We start from the raw sequence: 13,811 nt of genomic DNA on the forward strand, positions 1-13,811 counted from the left end.
AAAGTCTTTCTTATTTGGATAATTTTACAACATTATGAACACTACACTACACATTGTAGTGTGGTGTTTGTCCCCAGTCAAGTGAAAATATAAAATTAGACCATTTGGCATACAAAAAATTTCTGAAGGGCACTTGAAAAATCCTTTAATTATGTACAATTTAGTTCCTTATTTTCAATCTTATTCTCCAACATGCTATACTGATGGCGGAGGTGTTACGATGCGCTTAGAAAATAAAAGAGTTATTGCGCTTGTTAGTGCAGACTTTGAAGATCTAGAACTATGGTATCCAGTGATGCGTCTTCGCGAAGAAGGAGCAGAAGTACATTTAGTTGGAGAAAAAGCAAACGAAACGTACATGGGGAAATACGGTGTTCCAGCCGTATCGGACTATGCATTTAAAGATGTTGATCCAGCTGAATATGACGCTATTTTAGTACCTGGAGGCTGGGCGCCGGATAAACTGCGCCGCTACCCTGAAGTAATTGAAATGGTTCGTCATATGGATGAACAGCAAAAGCCAATCGGCCAAATCTGCCATGCAGGATGGGTATTAATCTCTGCAAAAATCTTAGATGGCCGAAACGTAACAAGTACGCCAGGAATCAAAGATGATATGGAAAATGCGGGAGCTATTTGGCATGATGAAGCAGTCGTAATCGACGGCCACATCATTTCAAGTCGCCGTCCGCCAGACCTTCCTCCTTATGCAAAAGCATTTGCTGATGTACTAGCAGAGCAATAAGAAAAAAGCCGAAACCATATTGGTTTTGGCTTTTTTATAAGATTCCCTAAAAAAAGAAATGATAAAGTAAATAAAAAATCATCATTAAAAAAGCGAGCAGATGCATCTGCTCGCTTTTGTTCGTGTTTCTTATCAGTAACTTGCTTTTTGCAAGTGTAAAAACAAAATGATTACTTTCTTTATAAAATCCATGATTACGGTTTTTGTATGTTTCGTTGTTGTTAGGGCACAATTAGCATTGATTGTGCTTGCATGGATTTCATCCATTGCCGCGGTTTGTTTTTCCACATGATCGATTAACCTAAACGACGCAAGCCCTACCTCTCTTGCATCCTTACGGCTCCGAAGCCGATCCAGTGTGAATAAGTTTTGTTCAAAGACATGTGTCGAATGCCAGTATTTTTACCTTGCATTGTACGATACATCCTTTCAAGTTACTTTCACTATGTCCAGCTCTTAAAGAAAAGCCAGAAATCTAAATATAACACTTCAGTTGATCTATGTCAAATAGAAAAAAGATTTTTTTCACGTGAAACAATTGTAGCTAAAACATGGTTATGCAAAGGGATATCCTTTTTATATAGAAGAGTTTTTTGATACGATAAGCTAGAGGAATCCTAGAGGAGGATGAACAATGAACAAAAATGAACAGTTTCGAAATGATGTATTGAACAGTGTAGAATCATTAACATATGAACAATTAAATCAGCAGCCAGCATCTAATACATGGAGCGTTATGCAAGTATTAGAACATTTATATTTGATGGAGCGCATGATTGTTTCACGTGTAAAGGATCAGTTAGAAAACGGTGTAGATCAGCCAACCGAAGATAAGCCGTTTCATTTAGCGGTAGACCGTTCTCGAAAAGTAGATGCACCGGCTCAAGTTACGCCTTCTAATGAAAATCAGACATTAGAAGAAATGAAGAGTAAGCTGGCGGAATCAAGAGCGGCTTTAGTAGAGTTAGAAGAAACAGCCAGTGAAGAAAACCTAAAGCAAAAATCGTTTCCACATCCTGTGTTTGGGTTAATGGATTTAAAGCAATGGATTGATTTTATTGGCTATCATGAAAAGCGTCATCAAGAACAAATAGAAGAAATCAAAACAGCAATTGGCGCATAAAAAAAACAGGCATTCCGCCTGTTTTTTTATTTTTGGACTAAAATAGGATAATCCGACATCATCCATATCCCAACACTGTATGTTTGGGGATTATGGTTCCCTACGGTAGAGCCTGTTTGGATGGTAAATGAGAGTTGCAGAGGGTCTTGATCGTAATAAATTGTTTGCTTGGTGGAAGGGGAATAGAGTCGCTTCGGAGGGATTTTAGGAACCGTATCCGTCGTGTTAACAAAACAGCGGCTATTTGAAACAAGATTTGTGTATGTTTGAACGAATTGAGGATCCCCTACTCGAGGAGCTCCGTAGTTGTACATTGTAATTTCCGGAAAAGATGCGTTTGTGGCGACATCTAAGGCATGAAGAGCAGCGAGTGCGCCACCTAGGCTATGCCCCGTTATATAAATGGGCTTGGTGGGAAGCGATTTATATGTTTCAAAAATTTCATCACGGCATGATTCGTAAACGGCTAAAAAACCTTCATGAACGAGCCCGGCTCGTTGATTGTATGGATAGGGGCGCTGCCTAATGCGAGCATCAGCAATCCAATCTGCCTCAGATTGAGTTCCTCGAAAGGCAATTACGATAGAGTCATCAGATTCTAAAATAAAACCAAACCATTCTTGCACCCCTACGGCAGAAGCTTTAAACGATTTAATAAGCCGGTAGCCTTCAGGTACATCAAATGTGCCTCCCTGTGCGTATTGCTTATAAGCTAAGACGCACGCATAAAGAAGGTCTAGAGCTAAAGAACGATAAAATAAAGGCTCGATTCTCATCATTGTTTTTCACACCTTCTAATAGAAAATAACTCCTATAGCCTATGTGTTCTTGAGAAGAAAGGTGCAGATATCTCTTTTTTGAGAGCAATAATTATGGAATGTAAACGATTTCTTATTGGATGTTTTTGAGGGGTTTATAACTTTTTTTGTGTATTTTAACTAAAAAACAAGTTTTAATTTAGAGTTTTATTGTTAAAATTTATAATTTAACTTATAATTTAAAATAGTCTGAATGAAAAAATGAGGGGGTTATCGTTTGGAGCAATTTGTAACGAGTTTGAATAATGTGCTATGGAGCACGCCTGTTATTTATGGGTGTCTTGCGATTGGCCTGTTTTTCTCGATTTTAACAAGGTTTTTACAGGTACGACACTTAAAAGACATGGTTATGCTGATGTTTCAGGGTAAAAGCTCAGAAGCAGGAGTTTCTTCCTTCCAAGCACTGTCTTTAGCGCTGTCGGGACGAGTTGGAACAGGAAATATTGCTGGAGTTGCGACAGCTATCGCTTTTGGAGGTCCAGGGGCTGTATTTTGGATGTGGGCAGTTGCTTTTATTGGTGCTTCTAGTGCATTCATCGAATCAACACTGGCTCAAATTTATAAAGTTAAGCAAGATGGCCAATATCGAGGTGGTCCAGCGTACTACATTGAAAAAGGAACAGGTATGAAATGGTATGGCATTTTATTTGCCATTGCAGCCCTTGTTGCGATGAGTATCTTAATGCCGGGCGTTCAGTCCAATTCCATCGCGCTTGGCATCGACAATGCATTTGGTGTTAGTCCAACGGTTACAGCAGTAGGATTAGTTATTATTCTTGCTTTTATTATTTTTGGAGGCGTTAAGCGTATTGCAGGGGTAGCCCAATTCGTTGTACCTTTTATGGCACTTGGGTATATTATTTTAGCTCTTATTATTATTGCCATGAACATTTCGGAGTTGCCGGGAGTTATCGCTCTTATTTTTAAAAGTGCTTTTGCATTAGATTCTGCTTTTGGAGGAATCGTTGGTTTAGCTGTTTCTTGGGGAGTGAAGCGCGGCATTTATTCAAACGAAGCAGGACAAGGAACGGGGCCGCACGCAGCAGCTGCAGCAGAAGTGTCACACCCGGCGAAACAAGGTCTTGTACAAGCTTTTTCGGTTTATATTGATACACTGTTCGTTTGTTCAGCAACAGCGTTTATGATTTTATTCACAGGCATGTACAACACGGAAGGACCGGGAGGTTCATTTATTATTTCAAATTTACCGGGTGTAGAAGCAGGACCTGGATTTACACAAGCTGCTATTGAAACAGTGTTGCCGGGGTTTGGAGCTGGCTTCGTGGCAGTTGCCCTATTCTTTTTCGCGTTTACAACGATCATGGCTTATTATTACATTGCTGAAACAAATATTGCTTATCTAACTCGCGGAAAGAACGGGAAGTGGGCTATGTTTGCATTAAAACTTGTCCTGCTGGGAGCTACGTTTTACGGGTCAGTGAAACAAGCCTCATTAGCTTGGGCGTTAGGTGATGCAGGACTTGGTATTATGGTATGGCTAAATTTAATTGCTATCTTAATTTTAGCTAAGCCTGCGTTAGTTGCATTAAAAGACTATGAAGCTCAGAAAAAACAAGGGGTAGACCCCGTATTTGATCCTGTTAAGCTAGGAATTAAAAATGCGGACTACTGGGAGAAAGAATATAAGAAAGATGAGTCACAAGTTTCGTAAACAAGAAAATCCTCACATTTGTGAGGATTTTTTTATGAAGAAAGTGAGACAGGCGAATTGTTTAAGTTATAGCGTTCCTTCAAACGGTGAATACGGTGTAGTTCTTCAAGCAGGTGATGAATCGCAAGAAGTTCGTACAGCATGGTTGTTTCTGTTGAAAAAGGCTGATCCACTCTGTTTTCTTCCTGCTTATGTGCCCAAAACCTTTGTTTTAAAGTCAAAACAAGCGTTTGATGCTGCAAAGAGCTTTTATATTGTTCATTTTGTAAGACGTTATGAAAGGAAGTGAAAGTGTCCCAAATCACTTGATGTTTTGCACTTTGCAGCTGATGAGCGGGCAAATAAATTAAATTACCAATATGGTAGACAAGCTGCCTCATAAGAGAAAGTTTCTTATATTCATAGTGGAATTTTCTCATAGCTGTACGAGTGAAATGATGAAATTTCCATTCTTTTCGCTGATACTCACAAAGCGTCTCAATTTTTTCAATTTCAGCAGAAAGCTGCTGAAATTGAAGCTTTGTTTGTTTATGACAAGCGTGTACTTGAGAAAGTTCGCTTCCTCTTTGCTGTAAGACGCTACTCATTTGTTTTGAGAGATTTTGAATTTTCCTCGTAATAATCGGTGTATAATTAGGAGGAAGAACAATGATATTTACAAGTGAAGAAGTAAGCAGCCCAATACTAGTGGTCGCTAGGCGAATTAAAAATGATATGAAATAATGGTCGTGCACAATCGTCAGCATAGCCACTCCTGTTAGCGTTGCAACGAGTGTTCCGGCATGTAAACGCAATTTATAACAGGATATAATAGTAGAAACAGCAACAAGCATATAGGTAAGCGGCGTTACGCCTAAAAGAAATGTGTAAATCATGGCAAAAGCAGCTCCAATTGCTGAAGCAGGAAAGCGAATGAACGCTTTTTTGATAGAATCCGCAGCGGTTGGTTCAATCGTAACAATGGCTGTAATAACAGCGAGCATATACGGCCAGCCAACGGACTGACAAATGAGTGCAGTCAAAAAAACGGCAATGCCTGTTTTAATAATACGACCGCCTAAAAAATTAAATTTTTTTACGTTAATCATTATGCATACCTTCTTTAAAACAGTTAGTAGTTTAATTATAAGGCATATTAAGGTGATAGGAAAACACGTCTTAAAAACTAGCTTTCAAAAAACGAATAAATATACTATAATTTGTTTAAATATTTAAAAGAGGAGTACAACTAATGAAACAATTAATAAATGAAACAATTAATAAATTACAGGATAGATTTTGTGATGTAAGCAAATATATTGGACAAAATCCTGAGCTTGGCCATGAAGAATTTAAGGCTTGCAAAGCATTAACAGATGTTTTAAAAGAACAAGGGTTCACAGTTGAAATTGGTACATGTGACTTGCCAACGGCTTTTACCGCTGTTTATGACAGTCAAAAGCCAGGTCCATCGATTGGGTTTATGGCAGAGTACGATGCTTTGCCGGATCTCGGACACGCATGCGGACATAACTTAATTGGAACCATGTCAATTGCCGCTGGTATTGGTCTGAGTAAAGCAGTCGCAAAAACGGGCGGTAAAATATACGTATACGGAACGCCTGCAGAGGAAACACGAGGCGGCAAAGTAACGATGGCTGAACAAGGTATTTTTAATCATTTAGACGTAGCTATGATGGTGCACCCTTATTACTGTCATCAAAAAAGCGGGCGTTCTCTTGCGATGGATGCGATTCAGTTTGAGTTCTTCGGAAAATCTGCACATGCAGCCGCTGCCCCTCATGAAGGAATCAATGCACTAGACGGTGTATTACAAACGTTCAATAGCATTAATGCGCTTCGCCAGCATGTGAAGCCGGATGTACGTATTCATGGAGTGATTACAGAGGGTGGCAAGGCGGCCAACGTTGTACCGGATTATGCAGTAGCACAATTTTATGTTCGCGCTTCAACTCGTGCATATGTAGATGAAGTAACAGATAAGGTGAAGGCATGTGCACATGGTGCTGCTTTAGCGACAGGAACAAAATTAAAAATCTCAAACTATGAGTTTTCTTATGATGATATGCAAACGAATCAAACATTATCCGACGTCTATACAAATAATCTCATCTCATTAGGTGTGAGCGAGCAAAGCATTACGGAAGACCAAGGCGATCATGGATCTTTAGATATGGGGAATGTGAGTCAGGTTGTTCCGGCTATTCATCCGTATATTCAAATTTGTGATGATTATTTTGTTTGTCATACGCACGAATTTAGAGAAGCAGCTTTAAGTGAGCAAGGAAGAGAAGCAATGATACTTGGTGCAAAAACAATGGCATTAACAGGGTATGACGTATTAACCAATCAAACGCTGCTCCAAAAAATTAAAGAAGAATTTAATGCTACAAAGTAAGAGATAATAATAAAACCATACTAAATAATACGCTTGCAGTGGCAAGCGTATTATTTAGTATGAGAAGTGGGACTGAATGGTTCGAAAAATTTGACCGTGGCGCTGTTCATCGCTCGCAGCTCGAACAATGCGGCTTTGAATTCGAGCATTTGTGATTCTTCTAGCGATTGATTGATAAAATGGAACGGTTTCTACTTCATCTTTAATGGATTCAGAGACCCCTTCTTGAAAAGTATTTGGCAGTTTTATGTTTAATGAAATCTGTGGGTAGCTGCCTGATAAATCATAATAGGCTTTAGAAAACCAGTCAAAGTGTTTAATTTCATCCTGCCGAATACCTAATATAGCTTGTTGAAACTGATCATTAGGAGCCAGCTCTGCTAGGCGTGTATAGTAGTGAATAGCGGAAAACTCATCGTTTACAGCTTTGTTTATATCTCTTAAAAGCTGTTCGTCTAGTCTTGTATCATCTTCCCAATATTCTTCATGCCGGGAGTAAAATTCATACATATGGATATACCTCCTCACCGTTTTGTTCTCTTGTCGTCACCATCATCGTATGTATAGACAAGAAAAGGCGTACATTAAAAGAAAAAAGTTTAACAAAATGGTAAAAAGGGTATGTGCAGAGAATAGTATCAAAAAAGACAGAGGTTATCTTATGATTAAAATTGTAGCTAAAACCAAAGAAGGAGCTATTAAAGAGATAGAAATGAATGAGATTCGTTCAAGCCATGGCTTTCAATGGTATTGGGTTGATTTTTACAATCCCACCGAGGAAGAAAAAAAGCAGCTTGAACAATTTAACTTTCATCCTTTAGCAGTTGAGGACTGTTTGAATCAAGGTCAGCGGGCTAAATTTGAGTTGTATGATGAGCATTATTTTTTAGTGTATTATGCACTTCATAAAGAAGAGCTTGAGCACTTAGAAGTATCTGCATTTGTAGGAGATAACTTTTTAGTCACTTACCACTTGGACAAGCTAACGAGCGTGGCTAGAGTATGGGAGCTTATCAAAAAAGACCCTGAGGCTACCGAAGATGGAACATGGGATATCATGTATGAACTCTTAGATCATACCGTTGATGAATACTTCCCTGTGCTTTATAAATTTGAAGATCACATAGACGACATTGAAGACAATGCAAAAGATGAACCTATGGATGAACTAATGAGGCAGCTTTATGACATCCGAAGTGATTTGTCACGAATGCGCCGGATTTTGAACCCCATGAGAGATTTAATGTATCGTATTATGTCAACCAATGCGTTAAAAGCAAAAGAGCAGGTTCGCTATTTTAATGATATTTATGACCACCTATTAAATATGATTGAAATTATGCAAGCAAGCAGGGATTTGTCAAATGATATTCGAGAAAGCTTTATGTCCATTAACTCGGATCGTATGAATTCAATCATGTTTACGCTAACGCTGATGTCAGCTATTTTCTTACCGTTGACGTTTATTGCTGGCCTCTATGGCATGAACTTTTCATATATGCCGGAACTGACGGGAAAATATAATTATTTTATTGTACTGGGCATTATGATTGGGCTTGTAGGCGTAATGGTCTTTGCCTTTTATAAAATGGGATGGTTCAAATATCGAAAAGGACCTAAACTATAAAGTAGATTGTTAACCTTCCTGTATAAATGTTCATCAACTCAGTAAAAATGAAATTAAATAAGCGAAGATCTTATCTGCCTCTAGATAAGATCTTTTTCTTGTGCTATAAACAAGGAAAGCAGGGAAGCGAGGGAAGAATGTGAAACACGGAAGAATGGGGCTGCGAAGCATCACGGTGCTGCTTGTATGCATGGTGGTAATTCTATCGCTATTGTTAACGGATTTATTAGTTAGCAGTTCAATTGGAAAAAACATCCGAGATCAACAGGCTGAAAAAGCTCGGACTATTGCTACAATTATTTCAGAATCAACGAACGTGAAAAAAGGACTAGAGACAAAAACACCTCAGTCAATTCAGGAATTTACTGAACGAATTCGTAAAAAATCAAGCGTCTTGTTTATCGTTGTTATAGATATGAATGGAATCCGCCAATCTCACCCAGATCCTAAAAAGATAGGAAAGAGGTTTGCCGGAGGCGATGAGCAAAAATCATTGCACGGGAAATCTTATGTATCTGTATCAAAAGGAACGCTTGATAAATCTCTGCGCGCTTTTGCACCCATTTATAATGAAAAAAATCAACAAATTGGCGCAGTGGCTGTGGGGATTTCTTTGAATAATGTAAATGAAGCGATTAGAGATGGGCATCGTCGAATTGTTTTAGGTTCATTAATTGGCCTACTTGTAGGCGTTCTTGGTGCTATTTTATTAGCGAATTACATAAAGAAAATTTTATTTGGCTTGGAACCTTCTGAAATTGCTAAAATTCTAGAAGAGAGAAGCACCATGCTGCAGTCGGTTCGTGAAGGAGTGATAGCTGTTGATAAAGAAGGTAATATTACACTTGCTAATCGTTCTGCACGCCGTTTATTTGTTAAAGCAGGGTTAGCACCAGAGCCAATCGGTTTGTCTATTCGAGAATATATGCCCACCTCCAGATTGGACGACGTTTTGTCTACGGGGGAATCTCATTATGATGAAGAGCAAGTCATAAATGGAGTAGCCATTGTAGTTAATAGGGTTCCGCTAGTGGTAAACGAAGAGATTGTAGGAGCACTTTCTACGTTTCGGGATAAAACAGAAGTTAATATCTTAGCAGAACAGCTAACAGGTGTTAAAATGTATGTGGAAGCGCTTCGAGCACAATCGCATGAATTTATGAATAAACTTCATGTGATTTTAGGAATGGTGCAGATGAATTATTATGATGAGCTAAAAACGTATATTCATCAGCTTGTTAATCATCGTGTCGATGAATCTAGTTCAGTGACTAAATCTATTAAAGATCATGCGTTGGCAGGGTTTCTCATGGGCAAAATGAGTTATGCTAGAGAGGAAAGCGTAGAACTGACGTTTTCCGCTGATGAAGTTATTCCAGAACCTTCAGATCCACACGTTACTCATCATCTCATTACCATTATTGGAAATTTAATTGATAATGCAATTGATTCAGTTTGTCATCAAGCCTCTAAAAAAGTGTCCGTTATGCTTGTGTATAAAAACAATAAGCTTACGATTCAAGTTACGGATACAGGCTGCGGCATTCCTTCCGATACAATGAATCAGATTTTCAAGAAAGGCTTTTCTACAAAAGGAACGAGCAGAGGGTTTGGGCTGCATTTAGTGAAGCAAACGATTGATGAACTAGGTGGCCAAATCGTTATTGACTCATTTATAAATAGCGGTACCACATTCTATATTGATATTCCGTACGAAACAAGGAGAGATCAAGTTGATTAAAGTATTAATTGTTGAAGATGACCCAATGGTTGCTCAGTTTAATCAAAAGTACATTGAAGAGATAGAGGGGTTTACAGTGGTCGCTGTTGCTCATTCGGGTCATGAAGCCTTAGTGAAGGTAAATGAATATCAAGTTGATTTAGTACTGCTTGATATCTTTATGCCTGGGCAAAATGGTTTGAGAGTTTTACAAGAGATTCGAACAAAGCAAGAGGAAATAGACGTCATTTTTATCACCGCTGCTTCGGATGCCCAAACGATTCAGCAAGCTTTACGCTATGGAGCGATTGATTATTTGATTAAGCCTTTTACATTTGAACGCTTTTATCAAGCACTTTCGGCTTATAAACAAACATTTCGTACGTTAAAACAGCAACCTCAGCTTAATCAACAGGAATTAGACGGGCTGCTGTCTAATAAAAAAATAAAAGAAGCTCCGGTAGAGCCGTTGCCTAAGGGTCTAACGACAGGAACATTAGAAGTCATCGTAGAAGCCATTGTGCATCTTAAAGATCACCCTTTTTCGACCGATGATGTGGCTGAAAAAACGGGAATTTCAAGAGTGTCTATTCGAAAATATTTAAAATTTCTAACAGATATAGGTCTTCTTGGAGAAAGAATGACTTACGGCACAATAGGACGTCCTGTGTATGCGTACTTATACAATGAACAAAACCGTCACTTGCTGCATCACTATCTCGTTGACTTTGAAAAATAAAAAGATTTACCTGTCAGAGACGTCCGGTGCTATTTTGTCGGTGTGAGAATATTTTACTGTAGAGTGCCGGTGAGTTAAGTGGTATGGTTGATAATAACAAAGGAAAAAAACAAGTCGTTTGACTGAAAAAGAGGTGGTTTCTTGATTGAAAGCATAGAACGCTTGACTGAATTACTGTTATCAGGGAATCAAGATGAAGCTTGGAATATTGTGTGGAAAAAAAGACAGCAGGGTTTCGATACATTTTATATTTTTCAGCAATTCATTTCAGTGTCAATGGCTCAAATCGGTATGATGTGGGAAGAAGATGAAATTTCAGTGGCTGATGAACATTTAGCTACTACTACCTGTGACTATGTTTTGTCACGCTATCAATTGTGTATAAGACAAGAAGTTATTAAAAGTGAAAAAAAAGGTCTGTTTTTGTGTATAGAAAATGAACAGCATTTTTTAGGTTTAAAAATGATTTCCATTCTCTTTGAAGAGCACGGATGGCAGACGAAACTTTTAGGAGCAGATTCTCCGCTTTTACATGCAACGCACGCTGTTGAACAATGGAAACCTGATTTAGTAGGAATCTCGTTCAGTTTAACTCATCATATAGAAAAAGCAAACGAATATATAGAAGGATTAAAAAAGACAAAACATCAGCCGCTTATTTTAGTTGGAGGCCGAGTAGTTTCAAACTATAAGTTTCCTCTTGTTCAAACAAATCAAGTTCGATTTATTGCACAGCTAGAGGAGTTGAAAGAGCTTTTTCATTATCAATCAATTAGGGGGATTAAGGTTGTCGACTATTAAATATGCTCCGCTTCCTGCTTTTATTATGGATGAGGAAATGAATATTCTAGCGCAATCTGATGAAGCAGCCGCTTTATTCGGAGAGGTTCAACATTTTTTAGAAATTGTTGATGAAGATAGTCAGAACAAAGCTAGAAAACGATTAGGAAAGAAGGAAAAAATAAAAACAGAATTAGTCATGCATTCGCGTAAAGCTAAGATGTCTCTTTATACCGTGAATTGCAAATGGGAGCAAGATAAGGCGCATGTAATATGTGTAGAGGAAGATTCTCAAATTAGAATTCTCTCAGAAAAAATCGAACAGCATACAGCGCGTTTATCTGAAACAGACTTAGAACTGCTGCTGCAAAAAGAACGATTAGAAAAGGCCATGAACCGAGTTATAGAGCTGTCGGGACCGTTTATTCATTTATCGAACAACATGGTGCTTATACCTCTGTTTGGCGATTTATTTGAAGAAGTCATCATGAAAAATGAACATCGGCTGCTCAGACAAATAGATGAGGAAACGGTTGATCGAGTTATCATTGATTTTAATGGAATCGGTCAAATTGATGAACGAGGTGTTGCAGCCCTAGAACATTTAATATGGGAATTTCAGCTAATGGGCGTACAGATTTATTTAACAGGTGTGACACCCGATCACAGTCAATGGCTTCACCAGTATCATTTTCAAGCAAATGTAAAATCTATTAGTAACCTAGGTCAGGCCATTCATCAATTTTTTACAACGGCATGAAATGGCTACAAAAAGTGAACACTTCATATAAAGGCAATAAGACAGGGGATCAATACGGATAAACAGGTGATTAAAATTTGGTGAAACACGCGCGTAAAGTAGCTTTAAGAATTTCAATTATATATATCATTATTGGCGCTGTATGGATCTTGATATCTGATAATATATCTAGAACATTAGCGCAAGGTCGTTTTGAAGTATATATTTTTTTTCAACAATACAAAGGTTGGTTTTTTATTTTAGCTACGGGCATTATTTTGTATGGGTTGGTATATAGGAGAGCTTACAAACTAGTGGAGTCCCAGCAAGAGCTCGTAGTGAAAGAACACGAACTTCAAACGAGCAATCAGCACTATCAATCTTTGTTCAAACATAATCCTGATGGTGTTTTTGAAATAAGTAAAACGGGTGAAGTACTTCTTGCTAACCCGGAAGGTGAAGCAATCGTTGGATACTCCAGTGAAGAACTGCAAAAGATGAAACCTTCAGCTCTTATCGCAGCTGAAGAGTTTGATATGTGTAAAGAGTATTTTAAAGAAGTGCTGAATGGAAAAGGTGCTAAGTTCGAAATGAATGTGATCAATAGAAAGCGAGAAAGACGGTTGCTTAGGTGTTCTTTGCTTCCCATTATTGTTCATAAGCAGGTAGTAGGTGTATTTATGATTGCACGCGATATTACTACATACCGTCAAGATGAAGAGCTTATGATAACCTCGGAAAAAATGTCGGTTATTGGACAAATGGCAGGTGCCGTAGCACATGAAATTAGAAACCCCCTTACTTCTTTAAAAGGTTTTGTACAGGTTATGCAAGCCTCTAAGGAAACAAATGACACATATTTAGATATCATGATGTCTGAAATCGACCGCATCAACTTAATCTCCAGTGAAATGCTCATTCTTGGAAAAAAGCAGCATGTATCTTTTGAAAAGACCAATTTATGCGAGATTTTAAAACAAGTTATTACGCTAATGGAAGCGCAGGCCAATTTAAATAATGTTTCTATTTTATTGAAAGAAACAGCAAAAAGGCCTATTTATGTTTCGGCTGATGCAAATCAGTTGAAACAAGTGTTCATCAATGTGATCAAAAACGGTGTAGAAGCTATTATTGAGAAAGGCCATATTACAATAACAGTTGAAGAAAAAGATACACGAGCATTGATTCACTTTGAAGACAATGGAATCGGAATGAGTCAAGAGAGGATTGAACAAGTAGGGACGCCGTTTTATTCTACAAAAGAAGCTGGAACGGGCTTAGGGCTGGCCGTGTGTTACAAAATCATGGAGCGTCATCAAGGTACCATGCATTTTAAAAGCGGTAAAGGAAAAGGGACAACGGTTACTATTGATATGCCAATTACAGAACGAAACAGCCGCCTTTCGTAGTTCAGAGAGGCGGTTGTTTTCTTGAAAAAGATGAAGTAAGC

13 protein-coding genes are annotated in these 13,811 nt (G+C 38.3%); 10 read left to right on the plus strand and 3 right to left on the minus strand.

What is annotated here, in order from left to right; all coding sequences use genetic code 11:
* The first annotated feature begins 220 nt into the window (after positions 1–220).
* On the plus strand, positions 221–745 hold the full coding sequence (locus MKX72_RS01685; RefSeq protein ID WP_013055087.1) for a type 1 glutamine amidotransferase domain-containing protein: 525 nt from the start codon (positions 221–223) through the stop codon (positions 743–745).
* Positions 746–1,379: 634 nt separating this feature from the next.
* Complete coding sequence (locus MKX72_RS01690; protein WP_028412487.1) at positions 1,380–1,868, plus strand: DinB family protein; 489 nt, start codon at positions 1,380–1,382, stop codon at positions 1,866–1,868.
* A gap of 26 nt (positions 1,869–1,894) precedes the next feature.
* Here the strand turns inward: MKX72_RS01690 and MKX72_RS01695 are convergent, their stop codons facing one another.
* Positions 1,895–2,647: a lipase family protein gene (locus MKX72_RS01695; RefSeq protein WP_034327418.1), complete on the minus strand. Its 753-nt coding sequence runs from the start codon at positions 2,645–2,647 to the stop codon at positions 1,895–1,897.
* A gap of 256 nt (positions 2,648–2,903) precedes the next feature.
* On the opposite strand from MKX72_RS01695, the gene MKX72_RS01700 reads away from it, so the two are divergent.
* Positions 2,904–4,358 (plus strand): alanine/glycine:cation symporter family protein, encoded by a 1,455-nt coding sequence (locus MKX72_RS01700; protein WP_028412486.1) that lies wholly within the window; start codon positions 2,904–2,906, stop codon positions 4,356–4,358.
* A gap of 32 nt (positions 4,359–4,390) precedes the next feature.
* Here the strand turns inward: MKX72_RS01700 and MKX72_RS01705 are convergent, their stop codons facing one another.
* The gene (locus MKX72_RS01705) at positions 4,391–5,446 is read right to left on the minus strand and encodes an aromatic acid exporter family protein (protein WP_033580721.1); all 1,056 of its coding nucleotides are present in this window, start codon (positions 5,444–5,446) and stop codon (positions 4,391–4,393) included.
* 143 nt (positions 5,447–5,589) lie between these two features.
* On the opposite strand from MKX72_RS01705, the gene MKX72_RS01710 reads away from it, so the two are divergent.
* On the plus strand, positions 5,590–6,756 hold the full coding sequence (locus MKX72_RS01710) for a M20 family metallopeptidase (protein WP_155008617.1): 1,167 nt from the start codon (positions 5,590–5,592) through the stop codon (positions 6,754–6,756).
* A gap of 54 nt (positions 6,757–6,810) precedes the next feature.
* Here MKX72_RS01710 and MKX72_RS01715 read toward each other — a convergent pair whose 3' ends face one another.
* Entirely contained in the window at positions 6,811–7,266 is a 456-nt protein-coding gene (locus MKX72_RS01715) for a ferritin-like domain-containing protein (protein ID WP_028412483.1), read from the minus strand.
* Between the two features lie 151 nt (positions 7,267–7,417).
* Between MKX72_RS01715 and corA the strand changes: the two genes are divergently transcribed.
* The 6 genes from corA (at position 7,418) to MKX72_RS01745 (ending at position 13,770) form a co-directional block, all read left to right on the plus strand.
* Positions 7,418–8,383: a magnesium/cobalt transporter CorA gene (corA, locus tag MKX72_RS01720; RefSeq protein WP_155008618.1), complete on the plus strand. Its 966-nt coding sequence runs from the start codon at positions 7,418–7,420 to the stop codon at positions 8,381–8,383.
* A 154-nt stretch (positions 8,384–8,537) separates the two neighbouring features.
* On the plus strand, positions 8,538–10,124 hold the full coding sequence (gene dcuS, locus MKX72_RS01725; protein ID WP_049166327.1) for a DcuS/MalK family sensor histidine kinase: 1,587 nt from the start codon (positions 8,538–8,540) through the stop codon (positions 10,122–10,124).
* A complete protein-coding gene (locus MKX72_RS01730; RefSeq protein WP_028412480.1) occupies positions 10,117–10,842 on the plus strand; it encodes a response regulator in 726 nt (241 codons plus the stop codon). Before dcuS ends, MKX72_RS01730 begins: the two co-directional genes overlap by 8 nt.
* A 141-nt stretch (positions 10,843–10,983) precedes the next feature.
* Positions 10,984–11,643, plus strand: a complete 660-nt coding sequence (locus tag MKX72_RS01735; protein ID WP_028412479.1) for a cobalamin B12-binding domain-containing protein — start codon at positions 10,984–10,986, stop codon at positions 11,641–11,643.
* A complete protein-coding gene (locus MKX72_RS01740; protein ID WP_033580723.1) occupies positions 11,630–12,382 on the plus strand; it encodes an STAS domain-containing protein in 753 nt (250 codons plus the stop codon). Before MKX72_RS01735 ends, MKX72_RS01740 begins: the two co-directional genes overlap by 14 nt.
* A gap of 293 nt (positions 12,383–12,675) precedes the next feature.
* Entirely contained in the window at positions 12,676–13,770 is a 1,095-nt protein-coding gene (locus tag MKX72_RS01745; protein ID WP_224980631.1) for an ATP-binding protein, read from the plus strand.
* Positions 13,771–13,811: the final 41 nt, after the last annotated feature.

The organism is Priestia sp. FSL R5-0597 (genome assembly GCF_038006305.1).
GTDB classification, from domain to species: domain Bacteria; phylum Bacillota; class Bacilli; order Bacillales; family Bacillaceae_H; genus Priestia; species Priestia zanthoxyli.

What these genes read in the sequence shown, in the direction of transcription:
- MKX72_RS01685 (WP_013055087.1), top strand. Translation starts at nt 221, where the DNA reads ATGCGCTTAGAAAATAAAAGAGTTATTGCGCTTGTTAGTGCAGACTTT.
- MKX72_RS01690 (WP_028412487.1), top strand. Translation starts at nt 1,380, where the DNA reads ATGAACAAAAATGAACAGTTTCGAAATGATGTATTGAACAGTGTAGAA.
- MKX72_RS01695 (WP_034327418.1), bottom strand. Translation starts at nt 2,647, where the DNA reads ATGATGAGAATCGAGCCTTTATTTTATCGTTCTTTAGCTCTAGACCTT.
- MKX72_RS01705 (WP_033580721.1), bottom strand. Translation starts at nt 5,446, where the DNA reads ATGATTAACGTAAAAAAATTTAATTTTTTAGGCGGTCGTATTATTAAA.
- MKX72_RS01710 (WP_155008617.1), top strand. Translation starts at nt 5,590, where the DNA reads ATGAAACAATTAATAAATGAAACAATTAATAAATTACAGGATAGATTT.
- MKX72_RS01715 (WP_028412483.1), bottom strand. Translation starts at nt 7,266, where the DNA reads ATGTATGAATTTTACTCCCGGCATGAAGAATATTGGGAAGATGATACA.
- corA (WP_155008618.1), top strand. Translation starts at nt 7,418, where the DNA reads ATGATTAAAATTGTAGCTAAAACCAAAGAAGGAGCTATTAAAGAGATA.
- dcuS (WP_049166327.1), top strand. Translation starts at nt 8,538, where the DNA reads ATGGGGCTGCGAAGCATCACGGTGCTGCTTGTATGCATGGTGGTAATT.